This window comes from Sphingopyxis macrogoltabida, assembly GCF_001307295.1.
Lineage (GTDB): Bacteria > Pseudomonadota > Alphaproteobacteria > Sphingomonadales > Sphingomonadaceae > Sphingopyxis > Sphingopyxis macrogoltabida_B.
This window is the reverse complement of sequence record NZ_CP012700.1, coordinates 1,206,683-1,224,532: the sequence shown is the minus strand read 5'-3', so window position 1 is coordinate 1,224,532 and position 17,850 is coordinate 1,206,683. Positions and strand designations below refer to the sequence as shown.

General features: G+C 63.9%; 17 protein-coding genes and 1 pseudogene. 12 read left to right on the top strand and 6 right to left on the bottom strand.

Features of this window, described 5'->3' with window-relative positions:
• Positions 1 to 91 precede the first annotated feature (91 nt).
• A complete protein-coding gene (locus AN936_RS05685; protein WP_054587277.1) occupies positions 92 to 1,003 on the top strand; it encodes a LysR family transcriptional regulator in 912 nt (303 codons plus the stop codon).
• 105 nt (positions 1,004 to 1,108) lie between these two features.
• Positions 1,109 to 1,288 carry a hypothetical protein gene (locus AN936_RS05680; protein ID WP_054587276.1) on the top strand — a complete coding sequence of 60 codons (180 nt, stop codon included), beginning with the start codon at positions 1,109 to 1,111 and terminating at the stop codon, positions 1,286 to 1,288.
• 55 nt (positions 1,289 to 1,343) lie between these two features.
• Here the strand turns inward: AN936_RS05680 and AN936_RS05675 are convergent, their stop codons facing one another.
• The 4 genes and pseudogenes from AN936_RS05675 to AN936_RS05660 all read right to left on the bottom strand — a co-directional run bounded on the left by AN936_RS05675 (position 1,344) and on the right by AN936_RS05660 (position 5,673).
• Entirely contained in the window at positions 1,344 to 2,021 is a 678-nt protein-coding gene (locus AN936_RS05675; RefSeq protein ID WP_054587275.1) for a hypothetical protein, read from the bottom strand.
• Positions 2,018 to 3,514: a DUF389 domain-containing protein gene (locus tag AN936_RS05670; RefSeq protein ID WP_054587274.1), complete on the bottom strand. Its 1,497-nt coding sequence runs from the start codon at positions 3,512 to 3,514 to the stop codon at positions 2,018 to 2,020. Before AN936_RS05670 ends, AN936_RS05675 begins: the two co-directional genes overlap by 4 nt.
• Positions 3,515 to 3,962: 448 nt before the next feature.
• Positions 3,963 to 5,212 (bottom strand): annotated as a pseudogene (gene nhaA, locus AN936_RS05665) (Na+/H+ antiporter NhaA).
• A 74-nt stretch (positions 5,213 to 5,286) separates the two neighbouring features.
• Positions 5,287 to 5,673 (bottom strand): MarR family winged helix-turn-helix transcriptional regulator, encoded by a 387-nt coding sequence (locus AN936_RS05660; RefSeq protein WP_335337303.1) that lies wholly within the window; start codon positions 5,671 to 5,673, stop codon positions 5,287 to 5,289.
• Here AN936_RS05660 and AN936_RS25430 point away from each other — a divergent pair.
• From AN936_RS25430 to AN936_RS24615, 10 genes are all read left to right on the top strand, one after another.
• The gene (locus AN936_RS25430; protein ID WP_234715859.1) at positions 5,644 to 5,982 is read left to right on the top strand and encodes a hypothetical protein; all 339 of its coding nucleotides are present in this window, start codon (positions 5,644 to 5,646) and stop codon (positions 5,980 to 5,982) included. The two genes, AN936_RS05660 and AN936_RS25430, sit on opposite strands and share 30 nt — an antisense overlap.
• A 79-nt stretch (positions 5,983 to 6,061) precedes the next feature.
• Positions 6,062 to 6,553: a diaminobutyrate acetyltransferase gene (gene ectA, locus AN936_RS05655; protein WP_084758197.1), complete on the top strand. Its 492-nt coding sequence runs from the start codon at positions 6,062 to 6,064 to the stop codon at positions 6,551 to 6,553.
• 4 nt (positions 6,554 to 6,557) lie between these two features.
• Complete coding sequence (ectB, locus tag AN936_RS05650) at positions 6,558 to 7,862, top strand: diaminobutyrate--2-oxoglutarate transaminase (RefSeq protein ID WP_054587272.1); 1,305 nt, start codon at positions 6,558 to 6,560, stop codon at positions 7,860 to 7,862.
• 14 nt (positions 7,863 to 7,876) lie between these two features.
• The gene (locus AN936_RS05645; RefSeq protein ID WP_054587271.1) at positions 7,877 to 8,290 is read left to right on the top strand and encodes an ectoine synthase; all 414 of its coding nucleotides are present in this window, start codon (positions 7,877 to 7,879) and stop codon (positions 8,288 to 8,290) included.
• Positions 8,291 to 8,313: 23 nt separating this feature from the next.
• Positions 8,314 to 9,234: an ectoine hydroxylase gene (gene thpD, locus AN936_RS05640; protein WP_054587270.1), complete on the top strand. Its 921-nt coding sequence runs from the start codon at positions 8,314 to 8,316 to the stop codon at positions 9,232 to 9,234.
• Positions 9,231 to 10,676 (top strand): aspartate kinase, encoded by a 1,446-nt coding sequence (locus AN936_RS05635; protein ID WP_054587269.1) that lies wholly within the window; start codon positions 9,231 to 9,233, stop codon positions 10,674 to 10,676. Before thpD ends, AN936_RS05635 begins: the two co-directional genes overlap by 4 nt.
• A gap of 22 nt (positions 10,677 to 10,698) precedes the next feature.
• Positions 10,699 to 11,973 (top strand): MFS transporter, encoded by a 1,275-nt coding sequence (locus AN936_RS05630; protein WP_054590132.1) that lies wholly within the window; start codon positions 10,699 to 10,701, stop codon positions 11,971 to 11,973.
• On the top strand, positions 11,970 to 13,310 hold the full coding sequence (locus AN936_RS05625; protein WP_054587268.1) for an MFS transporter: 1,341 nt from the start codon (positions 11,970 to 11,972) through the stop codon (positions 13,308 to 13,310). The genes AN936_RS05630 and AN936_RS05625 overlap by 4 nt, the downstream gene beginning before the upstream one ends.
• Positions 13,311 to 13,357: 47 nt before the next feature.
• A complete protein-coding gene (locus tag AN936_RS05620; protein WP_084758626.1) occupies positions 13,358 to 14,584 on the top strand; it encodes a mechanosensitive ion channel family protein in 1,227 nt (408 codons plus the stop codon).
• 57 nt (positions 14,585 to 14,641) lie between these two features.
• Complete coding sequence (locus AN936_RS24615) at positions 14,642 to 14,980, top strand: hypothetical protein (RefSeq protein ID WP_149037596.1); 339 nt, start codon at positions 14,642 to 14,644, stop codon at positions 14,978 to 14,980.
• Positions 14,981 to 15,159: 179 nt separating this feature from the next.
• Here the strand turns inward: AN936_RS24615 and AN936_RS05615 are convergent, their stop codons facing one another.
• Positions 15,160 to 16,521, bottom strand: coding sequence for a chloride channel protein (locus AN936_RS05615; RefSeq protein ID WP_054587267.1), 1,362 nt, complete (start codon positions 16,519 to 16,521; stop codon positions 15,160 to 15,162).
• A 276-nt stretch (positions 16,522 to 16,797) separates the two neighbouring features.
• Positions 16,798 to 17,814: a glucose/galactose MFS transporter gene (gene gluP, locus AN936_RS05610; RefSeq protein ID WP_054587266.1), complete on the bottom strand. Its 1,017-nt coding sequence runs from the start codon at positions 17,812 to 17,814 to the stop codon at positions 16,798 to 16,800.
• Positions 17,815 to 17,850: the final 36 nt, after the last annotated feature.

Genomic DNA, 17,850 nt, shown 5'->3' with positions numbered 1-17,850 from the left:
CTCCTTCATTTGACTTGCCCCCGTTTTAAGACCAGCACACTATCCGGATAAGTAGGCCAATCTGGCATGAGCCAGTGAAGGATTCGGGATAATGTCGCGACTGGCGCTTAGGGACTTCGATGCCGTTCTGGCCGTTGCGCGGCGCACATCCTTCCGGCAGGCGGCCATTGATCTCGGCATGTCGACCACCGCACTCAGCCATATGATTGCGCGGATCGAAGTCGAACTCGGTGTGCGCCTGTTTAACCGGACGACGCGGAGCGTCGCGCTGACCGACGCGGGACGGGTCTTCGTCGATCGCCTTGGTCCCTCGCTTCAGGATGTTCGCGAAACTATCGAGATCGTCCGCGAACGCCGCGCGACGCCGACAGGCACGCTGCGGATCAATGCGCCGCCCTTCGCGGTACGCTCGCCCGCTTTCACCCATTTGCTCCTGGAATATTCGCGCCGCTATCCCGACATGCATGTCGACGTCGTAACCGAGGGCCAGCTGCGCGACATCGTCGCCGAAGGTTTCGATCTCGGCGTTCGCGTCGCCTCGCTCGTTCCGACCGACATGATCGCCCTGTCGCTCGGGGAAGCGCAGCGCTTCGCGGCGGTCGTCTCGCCAGCCTATCTTAAGACACGGTCGGGACCGCTGGTACCGACCGATCTCCTTTCCCACGACTGCATTCGCGTCCGCCTACCCGATGGCGCGCTCTACCGTTGGCATTTCGAGAAGGGCGGCGACCTCGCGCAGATCGAGGTGAGCGGCCCGATGACGTTCGATGAGTTCAACCTGTCGCGCGCCGCTGTAATCGCGGGACGCGGGATTGGTTTTTATTTCGAACAGGATGTCATCGCCGATATCGAAGCAGGAACGCTTGTCCGCCTGCTTGAAGACTGGACCCCGCCCTTTCCCGGCCTCTGTCTTTATTATCCAGGCCGGAGGCATCCGTCCGCCGGGCTGGCCGCATTCCTTTCGGTCGCTCGCGAGCTGGCGTCAACTGGAACAAAATCGTAGATCTCGGCGCGTGCTGGTCGATAACGGTCAGGCAGCTTTCCGGTGAATTACAACGAAAGCCGACGTAACTGTCACGGGGCAGAGTTGTGTCGTTAAACCGAGCGCATGCCTCATTTTGTCGGCCTGGCTGTCGGCGCAATTGCCGACCCCGAATTTCCGATGCCGGAGCAAGCCGCATGGACCGAAGATATGCATAGCGGGGTGGAGCTTCCCGAGGTGACGTCCGCCTATTTGCGCAATCCTGCACCCAAGTCTGCGTTCCGCGACCAGCCTGCGCCGGAGTAAAGCCAAATCCTTTTCGCGGGCCTCAGCCAAAGCTGCCGGCGGAAGCACGGGTCTCCTAGCCTTCGATCAGCATCAGGCTCGCTGGTGTCTCCGCTGCAACCGCCAGGCTGGCTTCGTTCTGTATTGCCAGACCTTCGTGGCGTGTCATGCGATGGCGCCCGATCACGACCTTGCCAGCCATGACGACGAGATAAACGAACTCGCTTGCGAGACGAACATCGATTGCCTGCCCCGCCGCCACATCCAGCCATCTCACCCGCGCCAATGTCCGAAGGCGAACGGGGGCAACATCGTCGTTCTCGCCGCTGGCCAGCCAGTCGGGTACGGCCGGCAAGGCAAGAGATTCGCGAAAGGCGGCGGGCTCATCAGCGAAGCTCGACAGCCCGACCGTTGTAAAGGAAGCGGGCTTCGGCGATCGATTGGCGATACCGAACTCCGCGCCAGTGCCCGCGGCGACATAGGCGAACCGGTTTCGCCCGATCACCATGTCACGGTCCGAAGGGCGCGTGATGCGGATTTCGCCCTCATCGACGATCACAAGCATTTCAACTGCGAAATGGAAACTGGGTTGCAGCTCGGCGCCACCGGCAAGAACATCGTGATTGAGATAGCGCGTGCGCCCCCATTCGAGGCGCTCGACATCCTGGTAGCCGGCGAAACAGAAATGGTGCCGCGCCTGAAGCCATGCGAGGTCGGTCTCGCCAAGACCCAACGCGGGGCGATATTCGATCATGGCCGCGCGCGTTCGACCGGGGTCATGACCCACCACAGTTCGAGCCTGGCACCGCCTGCCGCCATCCGTACCGATTCTTCGGGCAAGCCGAGCGCGGCGGCGACTTTCGCGCGCCGGGCCGGATTGCCGCCCACGATATCGAGGGCCAGATCGCGCCGCCGCGCGGCCCATGCTGCCGTCCCCACGGCCTCACGGCCAGTGGCGTCCAGTTCATCCTTGTCGAACGTCACCGCCGGTAAGTCGAGAACCGGCGGCACAAGCTCGACGGTCCAGTTCGGCTCGGTGTGCGCGACACGCGCTTCGAGTTCGCGATAGGTCGCAAGATCGGCCGTACCGATCCTGGCCGCCCGGACCAGCGCGCGGCGCCGCTCGGCATCGACCAGGACTTTTTCCCTGTCGACCCCGGAAACGAGCGCCAGCTTGTCGGCCACCCGCTCACCTGCAAGTCCGCGCGCGGGACCGCGTGCGGCCGCGACCTGATTGGTCTCGGCGTCGCCGCTGCCGACACGTAGCTGATCGATTTCGAGCCGCACGGGCTGACCGAGCGACAGTGTCAGCGCCGCGGCCGCGGACCGCTCGGCGTCTTTGACCAGGGCCGGGGTGAGCACGGTCGTGGTGATGGCGAGTGGCCGTGCCTCATAATCGATCTGGAGATCGCTGATCCGCGCATCACGGCCGAACTGTCCGGCAACAATTTCGCCGGTCTGACGCGACGTCACGGCTTCCCACGCGATTTGCTTCAACGCGAGGCCGAGCGGAACGCCGAGCGCCAGAAAGACGATCATGATCAGGGTCGCCTGAAGTCGCGTCTGCTGGGGCGACAGCGTATGGCCGAAGCCATAAAGCCGCGCCATGATGGCCGCGGCCAGCGCGATCACCATCAGGTTGGTCAGAAACAGCAGACCGGCCCCGGCGAATACGGTGCCATTTCCCGTCGCAAGTCCGAAGCCGATTGTCGCGAGCGGCGGCATGAGGGCGGTGGCGATCGCCACGCCGACGATCGCGCCGTGGCGGCCGCGCACCATCGCATATGCACCCGCAAGGCCCGAAAAGAGGGCGACGAGAAGATCGAAGAAGTTGGGGCGGGTGCGCGCCGCAATTTCGGCGGTCACCGTCTGGAGCGGCGAGAGCACGACGATGATCGCGCTGAAGCCGACAGCCAGAATGATGCCGAGCCCGAGGGCGACGAGCGAGCGATAAACCTCCTCGGAATCGAAGGTCGCGAGCCCGAAACCGAGCGCGACGATCGGCCCCATCAGCGGCGATATGAGCATCGCGCCGATCACAACGGCAGGCGAAGACAGCAGAAGGCCGAGTATGGCGATGCCGCCCGACATCAGCGTCATGAAGACGTAATGGCCATTCCAGCCACCTTCGTCGCGGACGCGATCGACGACATCGGCATAATCGACGGTGCCGACGACCTCGCGCAGCCACCACCGCTCCAGCAAGCCGGTGCGCCGCGACGAAAAGAAGCTTCTCCATGCCTTCATTCGTTTGTGCCTGTCGCAGCGAGGCTTAGAACGCAAGGCAAGACGACCTAGACTGGTTTGGCGCCAGCGCGTCGCGCGGGTCGCCGAGCGGCCGGAAGCTTGGCCGGAATCCGGCGAAATCGTGACTTGCAGGAGCGAAAGAGCCGCTCCGAAAGGACCGCCCATACATGCCGCAATGCCACCCTTGAAGCTTTTCGCGCTTTGCGCTTTCCTTGCCATGATGGTGGGGGGAATGGGTTTTTCGCTCTACAACATGATCCCGACGCGGCGGGCACGGCTTGCGGTTCTCGCTATTGGCCTGTCAGGCCTTGCGGTAGGCGCTATCCTGCTCCTTCCACTATGAGCGCTTGAGGACCGCCGCGCGGTGATAGGCAACAACGTCATGATCGCGGGCGGACATAGGTCAGGGAGCAGGTCAACGACCAGAGAGCGGGTGCAACTATGTGGGTCAGCAGCGCGCAACGTCGCCGTTCTGCTCGATCTCCTCATTCAGCACGGCTTCTTCGCGCAGCGGCCCGGACGCGGGTGGTGCACGGCGCAACAGGATATATCCGAGCAGCGCGGCCAGCAGCGAACCCGTCAATGTGCCGAGCTTTGCTTCCTTGACAAGCGAGGGATCGGCAAATGCCAGACCACCAATGAAGAGACTCATGGTGAATCCGATGCCGCACAGCACCGAGACGGCATAGATTTGCAGCCATGTGGCGCCGCGCGGACACGTGGCGAACCCGGTCTTTACGGCAACCCAGACCGCGCCGAAGATGCCGAGTTGTTTCCCGAGAAACAGTCCGGCCGCGATCCCCACCGGCAGAGGGGCAAGGATTTCGTTCCATGTGATCCCGGCCAGATGCACACCGGCGTTCGCGAACCCGAAAAGCGGAACGATGAAGAAAGCCACGGGTGCATCGAGAAGATGTTCGAGCCTTTGGAGCGGCGAGTCCGCATCGTCGGGAGTGCCCGGCGTCGCGATCAGAGGGACCGCAAAGGCTGCGACAACGCCCGCAATCGTCGCGTGGATGCCCGACAGCAGGACGGCGTACCAGAGCATGGCAAAGCCGAGAAGATAAAGGGAGATCGCCCGAACGCCGAGGCAATTGAGGATGAACAGCGCGGCGACGATAGCTGCAGCCGCCGCGAGCGGAACGAGCGCGAGACTCGAGGTATAGAAGGCGGCAATGATCGCGACGGCACCCATGTCGTCGACGATGGCGACGGTCACGAGAAAGAGTTTCAGCGACGTCGGTGCGCGGCGGCCAAGAAGCGCCAGCACGCCCATGGCGAAAGCGATATCGGTGGCCGACGGGATGGCCCAGCCGTTTGCAAGCGCCGGGTCGGCACCAGCAATGAGCAGGTAAATGACGGCCGGAAAGGCCATGCCGGCGGCGGCCGCGAGAATGGGCAACCGGCGCTGATCCATGTCGAGAGGCGTCCATCGACAAGCTCGCGCTTGATCTCGAGGCCAACGAACAGGAAGAAAATCGCCATCAACCCGTCGTTGATCCACAGGTGTGGCGTCATCGGTCCGAGCTTGTCGTTGATCCCCGGACTGACCGGCATGTGCAGCCAGTCGTGATACTGCGATGCGAAAGGTGAATTTGCGACGGTCATGGCAAGCGCGGCGGCAAACATCAGGATGATGCCGCCCGCCGCTTCGCTGGCCATGAAAGCGCGGAGCGCTGATCGGGTTTTTGGAGCCATGCGAGGCTCCCTAGCTCGCGCCCGCGCCGCACCAAAGGTGCGCAGGAAAAAAGAATGACCGAGCCGTAACCGGTTCAGGCAAGGTCGGCGCCCCCTGTCCGGTCAATGGCGCCACTGTCGAGCAGGGGAGCGGCGTCCATTTCCCCGGCGTCCAGCAAGGCCACCAGGCGTTCGGTGCTGGCGAGGATCATCGCCTGCTCCCACGGCGGAAGCGCGGCAAAGCGGTCGATGAAGATTCCCTGCAGCATATCGGGCGCCTCGGCCACGCGGCGGCGTCCCTCGGCGGTCGCGCTCAAGAGGATTTGACGCTTGTCGCGATCGTTGCGCGTTCGAACCGCGAGGTCGAGGGCGACGAGCCGGTCGACGATGGCCGTGATCGTCGCCTGGCTGAACTGCAACTGCTTGGCGAGAGCACTCGGCGTGCCTTCGGCATGGGCATCGATTTCGCGCAGGACGAGCATTTGCGACGGCGTGAGGCCGGTCGCCACGGCGAGCTTGCGGCTGCCACCTTCGGTCGCCCGCAGGATACGCCGAAGCGCTTTCAAGGTGGCATTTGCAATCTCGGATTCCATCCGGATTTGTTAGCCGCACAGCGAGCCCGGACAACCCAGTATTTCAATATCAACCCATTTTATTATATTTCAGTGTATGAAGTATATTTGGTCGCACGGGTTGAACGCCTCGACGTTTGCCCTATATTTTTCGTATCCACTCGGCGAGTCGCGATGTGCTCGCCCCAAATTATCTTTCAGGAGATGAACAATATTTGACCGGCAACAGGACGAAGAGTCATTGCCTTCAGAAAAAGAAGCGGGCGTCCCATCTTCCCCCGTCGGGTTCGCGTTCAGAGTGCCCGTCGCCACAGACGGACCGGCGATAACGGCGCTTATCTCGCGCTGCCCGCCGCTTGATCGTAATTCGGCTTACTGCAATCTCATCCAGTCGACCCATTTCGCCGACCATTGCGTGGTCGCGCAGCAGGGCGAGCGGATCGTCGGTTGGGTATCGGGACATCGTCCCCCATCCGACCCCACGAGCTTTTTCGTCTGGCAGGTCGCCGTCGCGTCAGAGGGACGCGGACAAGGCCTTGCAAAGCGGATGATCAAGTCTCTGCTCGTGCGGCCAGCGCAGCGGGGCGTCACCTCCCTGACGACCACCGTGACCGAAGACAATAACGCGTCCTGGGCACTGTTTCACTCGCTCGCTCGCGACTGGAATGCGCCGCTCGAACGCACCGCGCTGTTCGAGCGCGAGGCGCACTTCGCCGGGGCCTATCCGACCGAATATGAGGCCCGCATCGGCCCGTTCGATCTCAAAAAGATTAAAGAAGCACAGGGGTAAATCCATGACTATGCAACCGAAGCCGTCCGGCGCGATTCCGGACAGGACCCTCTATGAGCGCCGCGAGTCCGGGGTGCGAAGCTATGCCCGGTCGATGCCGCGCCAGTTCGGCAAGGCCGAAGGGGTCTGGATGCACGATAGCGAGGGTGGGCGCTATATCGACTTCCTGTCGGGCTGCTCGACGCTCAACTATGGTCACAACCATCCACTGCTGAAACAGGCGCTGCTCGATTATATCGCCGCCGACGGGATCGCGCATGGTCTCGACCTGCACACCGACGCCAAGGAGGCCTTTCTTCGCGCGTTCGAGGATGTCATCCTCACTCCGCGGGAGCTCGATTATCGCATCATGTTCACTGGCCCGACCGGGACCAATGCGGTCGAGGCCGCGATCAAGCTCGCGCGCAAGATCACGGGCCGCGAGATGGTCATCGCCTTTACCAATGGTTTTCACGGCATGACGCTTGGCGCGCTCGCCTGCACCGGCAACGCCGCCAAGCGCGGCGGCGCCGGGGTGCCGCTCAGTCACGTCGCGCACGAACCTTATGATGGCTATTATGGCCCCGAGGTCGACACTGCCGATTTGCTTGAACAGCGATTGTCCGATCCGTCGAGCGGCCTCGACGCGCCAGCCGCCATTCTCGTCGAAACCGTCCAGGGCGAAGGCGGGCTCAACGCCGCGTCGCCCGAATGGCTGCGCCGGATCGCGGCCATCGCAAAGGCACATGGCGCCCTCTTGATCGTCGATGACATCCAGGCGGGCTGCGGCCGGACCGGCGGCTTCTTCAGCTTCGAGACGATGGGGTTCACCCCCGACATCATCACGATGGCCAAATCGCTGTCGGGCATGGGACTGCCCTTCGCGCTCACGCTTTTCCGTCCCGAGTTCGACCAGTTCTCGCCCGGCGAGCATAATGGCACCTTCCGCGGCAATAACCATGCCTTTGTTACAGCAACCGCGGCCCTCCGCCACTTCTGGAGCGACGACGCCTTCCAAAGCGACGTCCGTCGCCGCGGTGACCTGCTCGAAGGCCGGCTGGCGCGCATCGCGGCGGAGCATGGCTTCGAACTTCGCGGGCGCGGCATGATGCGCGGCGTGAGCACAGGCTCGGGCGACCTCGCGGGCGCGATTACCGCCGCCTGCTTCGACGCCGGCCTGATCATCGAAACCAGCGGCGCGCACGACGAGGTGATCAAGGTGCTGGCGCCGCTCGTCATCGACGATGCCGTGTTCAGCGCCGGCCTCGACATTCTCGAAACCCGGATCCGCGAAGCGATGGCCGCCGATTACGCCGCCGCCGCCGAATAAATCAGGAGACAGACATGATCATTCGTAACCTCAACGACGTCCGCAAGACCGACCGCAATGTCCGTTCGGACGGCTGGGCCAGCGCCCGAATGCTGCTCAAGGACGACGGGATGGGCTTTTCCTTCCACATCACCACCATGTTCGCCGGCACCGAATTGAAGATGCATTACCAAAACCATCTGGAATCGGTCTTCGTGCTGAAGGGCAAGGGCACCATCGAAGATCTCGCCACCGGAGAGATTCACAAACTCGAGCCGGGCGTCATGTACGCGCTCAACGACAATGATCGCCACATCGTGCGCCCCGAGACCGATATCTTGACCGCCTGCGCCTTCAATCCGCCGGTGACCGGCACGGAAGTGCATGACGAAACCGGCGCCTATCCCGCCGATCCGGACCATGTGCGCGCGACCGTTCTTGCCGAATGATAGAAGAAAAACAGGGATTTTCCATGATTGACCTCTACCCCTCGCGCCATGCCGCGGCCGCAGAGATGCGGCCGCGGCAGGATCCGGTCGTTCATAGCGAATGGAGCAATGACGCGCCGATCAGCCCGGCGCAGGCCGCGCAGTTCGACCGCGACGGCTATATCGTGCTCGAAGATATCTTCTCGGCTGATGAAGTGGCCTTTCTGCAAAAGGCCGCTGGCGCGCTGCTCGCCGATCCCGCCGCGCTCGACGAGGACACAATCGTCACCGAGCCGCAGGAAAAGGAAATCCGTTCGATCTTCGAGATTCACCGGCAGAATGCGGTGATGGCCCGCCTCGCCGCCGACGCACGCCTCGCCGACGTTGCAAGGTTCCTGCTCGGCGACGAGGTTTATATTCACCAGTCGCGTCTCAACTATAAACCGGGTTTTACCGGCAAGGAATTCTATTGGCACAGCGATTTCGAAACCTGGCATGTCGAGGACGGCATGCCGCGGATGCGCGCGCTGTCGATGTCGATCCTGCTCGCCGAGAATACCCCGCACAATGGCCCGCTGATGGTCCTGCCGGGATCGCACCGCACCTTTCTCACCTGCATCGGCGAGACGCCCGACGATCATTATCTGAGCTCGCTCAAGCGCCAGGAATATGGTGTTCCCGACGAGGTGAGCCTCGCCGAGCTGGCGCATAGGCACGGTATCGTCGCGCCGACCGGCAATCCCGGGACAGTAATCCTGTTCGACTGCAACCTGATGCATGGCTCGAACGGCAACATCACGCCCTTCCCGCGCGCCAATGCCTTTCTGGTCTATAACGCCGTCAGCAACCGGCTCGAAGAACCGTTTGGCGCGCCCAAGCCCCGCCCCTGGTTTCTCGCTCATCGCGGCGATCCGAAGCCCTTGCGGAGCGAACGCGGGCGTCTCGACGAACCGGTGCCCGTATGACGGGCCGTCATAGCGTCGAGAAGATCGGCGGCACCTCGATGGTTGCGACCGAGACGCTGCTCGACAATGTCCTCATCGCAGACCGCAAGGGCTCCGATCTCTACCAGCGCATCTTCGTCGTCTCGGCTTACGCAGGCATGACCGATCTGCTGCTTGAGAACAAGAAAACCGGCGCCCCCGGCGTCTATGGGCGCTTCGTCGCCGACGAAAGCGCCGAAGGCTGGCGCAACGCGCTCGGCATCGTCCGCGAAGCGGTGCGCGATCGCAACGCCGCGATGTTCGCGCGGGCGAAGAGCCGCGCCGAAGCCGATGCCTTTATCGAGCAACGGATCAGGGCCGTTGCCGCGTGCCTTGAGGATCTGGCGCGGCTGCGCAGTCACGGCCGCTTCTGCGTCAAGGAGCAGTTGCTGACGCTTCGCGAGCTTCTCGCGGGGATCGGCGAAGCGCATAGCGCCCACAGCCTGGCACTGTTGCTGCGCGATCGCGACGTGAATGCCCGGTTCGTCGATCTCAGCTTGTGGGACCAGGATGACCTGCGCAGCCTCGACCAAAGGATCGAGGAGGCGTTCGCGACGATCAACCTGGCCAACACCCTGCCGATCGTCACCGGCTATGCTGGCTGTGAAGGTGGAATGGTACGCCGCTACGCACGCGGCTATACCGAAATGACCTTTTCGCGCCTCGCGGTGCTGACCGGCGCGCGCGAGGCGATTATCCACAAGGAATTCCATCTGTCGAGCGCCGACCCGAAACTGGTCGGCGCCGACAAGGCGCGCAAGATCGGGCGGACAAATTATGACGTTGCCGACCAGCTTGCCAATCTCGGCATGGAGGCGATCCATCCGGGCGCGGGGCGCGGGCTTCGCCAGACCGATATTCCGCTGCGCGTCCGCAATACGTTCGATCGCGAGGATGAAGGCACGCTGGTGACCGGGGACTATGTTTCGGACGTCCCGCGGGTCGAGATCGTCACCGGCATTCGCCAAATGCAGGCGCTGCAGTTCTTCGAACAGGACATGGTGGGAATCAAGGGTTATGACTCCGCGATCCTCGATGCACTGGCGCGCCACGGGCTGTGGATCGTCAGCAAATCGTCGAACGCCAACACGATCACCCATTATCTCGCGGCCTCTCCCGACGCGGTGAAGAAGGTGATCGCCGACCTGCAGAAAGACTATCCGGAGGCCGCCATCTCGGCCCACCCCGTGGCGATGGTCTCAGCGATCGGCAGCGATATCTCGCGTCCCGGGCTCGTCCCCGATGCCCTGCGTGCGCTCGATGAAGCGGGCATCCCGATGATCGCCATGCAGCACCAGATCCGAAACGTCGATATCCAGTTCATCATCGAGACCCGCGATTTCGATGAAGCGGTGCGCGCGCTCCATCGGGCGCTGGTCGAGAATGAGGGTCTTCAGGCTGCCGAAGGCCGGCGCGCCGCCTGACGCGGCCCTGCGACGACGCCTGATGCTTGCAACGATCCTGCCGGTCCGCAGTCTGCTGATCGCCATCTTTATCATGATGGCGGGCAGCGGCTTTCTGTCGACCTTGATCGGGCTCCGGCTTGAGCGCGCCGGCAGCGGGACGATGATCATCGGTCTCGTCGCAACCGCCTATTTTGCCGGACTTGTGATCGGCGCGCTCAGGGCGGGCGATATCGTCCGCCGCGTCGGCCATATTCGCGCCTTTGCGGCGCTTGTCGCACTACTGTCCGCGAGCACCCTCGCCTATGCGCTGTTCGCGCATCCCCTGCTTTGGGGCGCGCTGCGACTGGTTGACGGTCTCTGCGTCGCCGGCGTTTTTGTTTGTGTCGAGAGCTGGCTCAACGACCGGGCCGAAACCGGCACGCGTGGCACCATACTCGCGTGGTATATGGTCGCGCTCTATTCGGGGCAGGCGTTCGGCCAGTTGATCCTGCGTTCGGGCAACACCGCGCCGCAGGTCCCTTTCGAAATCGCCGCGATCCTGATTTCGCTCGCGATCATCCCGGTCTGTCTGACCCGGAGTAGCGCGCCGGTTCTCGAGGAGGCCGCGTCGCTGCCACTGCGGCGCCTGTTCGAGGCCTCGCCGCTCGGCGTCGTGGGAGCGGGCGTCACCGGGCTTTTGCTTGGCGCCTTCTATGGCCTCGCAGCCATCTACGCGCGTCGGATCGGCCTCGATCTCGGCGAGACCGCGACCTTCATGATGACGGTCATCCTCGGCGGCGTCGCGCTGCAATGGCCGCTCGGCCGGTTGTCGGACCGCTATGACCGCCGCCGGGTCATCCTCGCCTGCTTCGCCGCCACCTGGGCAGCGAGCATCGCGCTGGCGACGCAGCCGCAGGGCCTGCTCCTTTTCGGCCTTGGCGCCGCCTTTGGCGGCCTGAGCTTCGCGCTCTATCCGCTCTGCGTCGCCTATGCGAACGACCGGCTTCTTCCGTCCGAGCGAGTCTCGGCAAGCGGTCAGCTCGTGCTTCTCTATTCCGCCGGCGCCGCGCTCGGCCCGCTCGGCGCGGCCGCCTCGATGACGCTCACCGATGCGGGCGGGCTCTTCCTCTTCATCGCGCTGGCCGCCGCGGCGATGCTGGCCTTCGGCATGTGGCGCGTCGCGATGAGCGATCCCGTCCCTGGAGACCGGCAGCAGGATTTCCAGATTCTGCCGCGCACGACCCCGGTCGCCGCGCTGCTCGACCCCGCCGGCCCCGATCAGCCCGTCTTGTCAACCGAACCCAACACCATAGGTGACCAATGGATAACCCGATGACGCTTCACGCCCCCGGGCACCCCCCGCCCTTTCCCGAGCCTTCGCCGCTCCACCGCGCGGTCGGCGCCTCGGCGCTCGGCAATGCGGTCGAATGGTTCGATTATGGCATATATGCCTATGGCCTGACCTATATTTCGGCCGCACTTTTCCCGGGCGATACCGAAGAGGCGGTGCTGTTCGCGCTCGCAACCTTCGCTATATCCTTCCTCATCCGCCCGCTTGGTGGCCTGTTCTGGGGACCGCTCGGCGACCGGATCGGCCGCAAGTCGGTGCTCGCGATGACGATCCTCCTGATGGCGGGCGCGACCTTCGCCGTCGGGCTGATTCCGTCCTATGACACGGTGGGTTTCTGGGCTCCGACGGCGCTCGTCATCCTGCGCATGCTCCAGGGATTTTCGACCGGCGGCGAATATGGCGGCGCCGCGACCTTCATGGCCGAATATGCCCCCGACGACCGCCGCGGCTTCTATGGCAGCTTCCTCGAATTCGGTACGCTGGCGGGCTTCTCGCTCGGCGCGGCCATCATGCTTGGTTATTCGCTTCACCTCGGCGACAAGGCGATGCACGAGTGGGGCTGGCGTATTCCGTTTCTGATCGCCGGGCCGATCGGTCTCGTTGGCATGTATCTGCGGTCAAAGATGGAAGACACGCCGATCTTCCGCGAAGAAATGGCGGCCGCCGCGGAACGCAAGCCGCCGGGTCTCGGGTCCCTGATACGCAATCACTGGCGCCCCTTGCTCGTCGTCAGCGGACTTGTCGTCGCGCTCAACGTCGTCAACTATTCGCTGCTGAGCTATATGCCGACCTATCTGCAGCGGCGCATCGGCCTGTCCAGCGAGGAGGCCTTGCTCGTGCCGATCATCGGCATGGTCTTCATGATGGTCTTCCTGCCCTTCGCCGGCGCCCTCTCGGATCGCGTCGGCCGCAAGCCGATGTGGCGCTGGTCGCTGATCGGCCTGCTCGTTTTCGTCGTACCGCTCTACATGTTGATCGGAACGGGGTTCGCGGGCGCAATCATCGGCTTCATGGCGCTGGGGCTGCTCTACGTCCCGCAGCTCGCGACCATCTCGGCGACCTTTCCTGCCATGTTCCCGACCGCCGTGCGGTTCGCGGGCTTCGCGATCGCTTACAATGTCTCGACGTCGATCTTCGGCGGCACTGCGCCGATCGTCGGGAGCGGCCTGATCAGCCTGACCCGCGATCCGCTGATGCCGGCCTATTATATGGTGCTCGCGTGCCTGATGGGGCTCGTCGCCTTGCGCTTCATGCCCGAGACAGCCGGCCGGTCGCTGCGCGAAGATCCGTTCGCCCCCAACACCGTCGCCAAAAACGAATGAAAGGAGACCGATCCGCATCGCACGGACCCGAAACCATGCAGAACATGATGAGCGAAGCTTTTCCGACCGTGACCGACATCCGCTTGCTTGCCGGCACGCCGCCATGGGCCGAAACCCTCATTGCGCTCGCCATACTCGGCGCGGTTGCCTGGCTCGCGAATTTCGTCGTCCGGAAAATTGTCCTGCGTTTCGTCCTGCGCTGGCTGCCGCATGACGGTCCCACCCCCGCGCCGATCGCGGCGCGTCTCGCCAATATCGTCCCGGCGCTCATCATCGCGTCGGGCATCAGCGCAGTCCCGCATCTCGCGCCGACCGTCGCGATCGTCGTCGGCAATGTCGTTTCCGCCTCGATCATCCTGTTCGCCGCCACGGCAATCGGCGAAGCGCTCGGTCTGGCCAACCAGCTTTACGAGCGCCGGCCCGAATCGGCGAACCGCCCGATCAAGGGCTATGTTCAGGTCCTCAAGATCCTTCTGTATGCGGGTGCGGCGATCCTGATCGTCGCCGCGCTGATGGAGCAGTCGCCGCTGCTATTGCTCTCGGGCCTGGGCGCTATGGCCGCCGTGCTGATGCTGGTGTTCAAGGACACGATTCTCTCGCTGGTCGCTTCGGTCCAGCTGACGTCGAACGACATGCTGCGCGTCGGCGACTGGATCGAGATGCCCCAGCTCAATGCGGACGGCGATGTGATCGATATCGCGCTTCACACGATCAAGGTGCAGAATTGGGACAAGACGATCACGACCATCCCCACCCACCGCTTGATCGCCGACAGCTTCAAGAACTGGCGCGGCATGGCGGAATCCGGCGGGCGGCGGATCAAGCGCGCGCTCCTGCTCGACCAGAATTGCATCCGCTTCCTGTCCACCGGGGAGCGAAGGGAACTGGGCCGGATTGCACTGATCCGCGATTATCTCGATCGTAAGCAGGACGAGCTTGGCGAATGGAACGCGCGCCTTGGCGATGCCGGACGCGAGCCGGCGAATGCCCGCCGCGTGACGAACATCGGGACTTTCCGAGCCTATGTCTTAGCCTATCTGCGGGCGAATGCCGACATTGCCGGCGGAATGACGCTGATCGTTCGCCAGCTCGCCCCGACGCCGCAAGGCCTGCCGCTCGAGATATATTGCTTCACCGGCACGACCGCCTGGAGCGAGTATGAGGACATCCAGGCCGACATCTTCGACCATCTGCTGGCGATCCTGCCGGCATTTCATCTGCGCGCATTTCAAGAACCGAGCGGCCGCGACCTGCAAGTTCGTCTAGCGGCATGACGACGTGGCAAGCGCACCAACCCCAACCGCCACAGCCCGTCTGGCAGCAAGCTGAGCATGACCGATGACCGTACAGGAACGGGCGCGCAGCTGGTCGGGCTGATGATCCTGACCTTGCCGGCGCTGCTCGTGTTTCGATTTGATTTGCGTTGGCCAAGCCCGATGTCTCGGGGAAGCGGCCACCTATTTCATCAGCTGGTCAGGATTGCCTTTCCCCCGGGCGCCCGCACATTGCCGCTTTCATGCTCCGCGACGAGGCTGAGCCTCCCCTGTGCAATTCAGCCGGATTGCGGGTCGGGCGCAGCGTTTCGAGCGACCGTCCGCGGGCAGCTTCCATTTCTGCAGCGGATGTGGTTCGACGCTCTGGTGGGCGCCCGAAACAAATGCCGCATCTGATCGGCGTCGCCGTCGGGTCCTTCGCCGACCCGATTTTCCAATGCCGGGCCAAGCGGTCTGGGCACAGGATCGGCATCCCTGGCTCGAACTTCCGCATGGCGTTCGGGTCCACGACCGAACCCCGAAAAAGTCGTCTGCGACGACTGATCGTCTGCGGCCGCAGGGCCAAGCGCCGAGGGTCAGAGGCCGGGAGATTGCGGCGCGTCACGCCGCGGATCGTCCGAGGTGCGCGCCGAAGATACCACCCGCTTCGACAGCCCGTGGTACAGGCGGGTGGGACAAATCTGCGCGCTCGCCCAGTCGGCGATCAGGGCGGTGGCGAATAGCGGCAGGATGACGCCACGGGCCGCGGTTGCCTCGATCAGGATGATGACCGCCGTCAAGGGCGCACGGACGACGCCGACGAAATAGGCCACCATGCCCATCATGACGACAGCGCCCGCAGGACTGCCGGGAAAGATCGGCGTCAGGAGATTTCCGAAGCCCGCGCCGACTGCGAGCGAAGGCGCGAAAATCCCTCCGGGCGCACCGCTCAAGGTCGATGCCAGGGCGGCCGTGAATTTGGCTGGGAAGAGCCAGAGTTCTCCGCGATGGCCTTCGACGAGGAATTTTGTGATGTCATAGCCTGTGCCCCAGGTCGCGCCGCCCGACGCGATACCGACGATCGCGACGACGAGGCCGCAGCCGGCTGCAAAAAGGACGGGCCGCGACGCGGCGCGGCGCGCCCACGGCGACGCCCGTTCGCTCGCGGCAAGGACGACGCGCGAAAACAGGCCGCCGAGCAGGCCGCCACCTAAACCGACCACGGGTGCGACCAGCAGCACATCGGATACGGGCAGCGTGTCGCGCATCACACCGAAATAGATATAGTCGCCAGCGATCGAGAGGCTGACAAGACCGGAGATCATCACCGCGCCCATTGTGAGGACGGCCACGCGCTGCTCATAAGCCGCCGCAAGTTCTTCGATCGCAAATGCGATCCCGCCCAACGGCGTGTTGAACGCCGCCGCGACGCCCGCTGCGCCGCCTGCAATGAAGACGCCGGGGGTAATGCGCACGCGCAGCAAGCGGTGCACCGCTACCATGATTGCCGCGCTTACCTGCACCGTCGGCCCCTCACGGCCGACCGATCCGCCCACCGCGAGTGTGGCGAGCGTGAGCCCCAGCTTGGCAAAGGCTGTGCGAAGCGAGACCAGCGGTCCCTTCGCTTCCTGCTCGGGACGCCGGCTCGCGGCAATGATCTGGGGGATGCCCGACCCGCGCGATGCCGGGAAATAGCGGTTCGCAGTCCACACGATCAACGCGAAGCCGGCGGGCGTGATCAGGAGCGGAAGCCACCATATCCGGGCGGTCGCCATGAAGATCAGTCGCTGGGCGCGATCGCCGGCAGCGGCGAATGCCAGCGCCACAAGACCGAGCAGCACCGCGCCGCTGATCATCGCGATGCGGCGGTGAATATCGACCACTTCGGTTTTCGCGCGTCGGTTGATGCGCAGCTGCCAGAGGCGCAGCCAGCGCGGACGAGTCGGCTTGGCGGGCATGGGTCCCTGTGGACGCAGCGTCGTGCGGGTGCAACCCTGCCGGGGATTCGAGCAAGGCCAAGCCAAGCTCTGCCGTCGTCTTTGTCGGAAGGTTTCCAACGGGAGACCTATCGACAATTTCGGCTTTGGCCTTCCAGAGACGCGTGATTGCCTGTAATCGACAATTGGCCGTTTGCGGACGGTCTGCATTACGGGCGCGAGACGGGAAAAGCAGCCGTACCAACCAACGCCCACCACTATGCGCCTTCCGGCCAAACCAAGATTTGGGAGCGAACTTCACACGGCCGCCGGCCGCCGCGCATAGATGCCGAACGCCGCGATGATCGCGTAGCAAGCGGCTGGCAACAGCAGCGCCAGCCCGAGACTCCCGGTCACATCGGCGAGCGCGCCGGTTGCGAGCGGGATGACCGCGCCGCCGAAGATGGCGACATTGATGATTCCCGAACCGTCGGCCGCCCGGCTGCCGAGCCGCTCGGACGCGAGGCTGAAGATCGTCGGGAACATGATGGCGTTCATCAGGCCGATCGCGAGCAGGCTGTAGCCCGAGACGGCGCCGGTCGTGCTGATCGAGATCAGGATCAGCCCGATCGCACCCGCCGCGACACAGGCGAGCAGCTTGCCCGGGCTCACCAGACGCATCGCCGCCGAGCCGATGAAGCGGCCGATCATCGCGCCACCCCAGTACAGCCCGATCAGCTTGCCCGCCGCCTGTTCGGGCAGCGCCATGACATGCCCCTGCATCAGATAGCTGACGATCAGCGACCCGATCGACACTTCGGCGCCGACATAAAGGAAGATGCAGAGCGCGCCGAAGCCGAAGCGCGGGCGCTTCAGCAGGTCGAAGCCCGCCAGCCCGGCGCTCGCCTCGTGCCGTTCGCCCTGCAGCCGGTTACGGAACAGCCACACCGCGCCCGCGACCACCAGCAGCGCGACCGCGATGCCCAGATAGCCATGGACGATCGCCTGGCTCTCGGCGATGCGATAGGCGTCGAGTTCGGCGCCCGAAAGCTGGTCGGCGGTGACCGTCGCAAGACTGCCGAGGATCAGCGCCGACCCGGCGATCGGAAAGATCGTCGTGCCCAGCGAATTGAACGCCTGCGCAAAGGTCAGCCGGCTGTGTGCGGTCTCGGGCTTGCCGAGCAGCGAGATCAGCGGATTGGCGACGACCTGGACGATCACCACCCCGCTCGCCAGCACGAACAGCGCGAAGAGGAACAGTTCGTAGACCGCGTTCTGCGATGCCGGAATGAACAGCAGGCAGCCGACGTGAAGCAGTCGAACGGCGTCATCCACGTTATCGACACGGTTTTGATGCCAAACTGATATAGG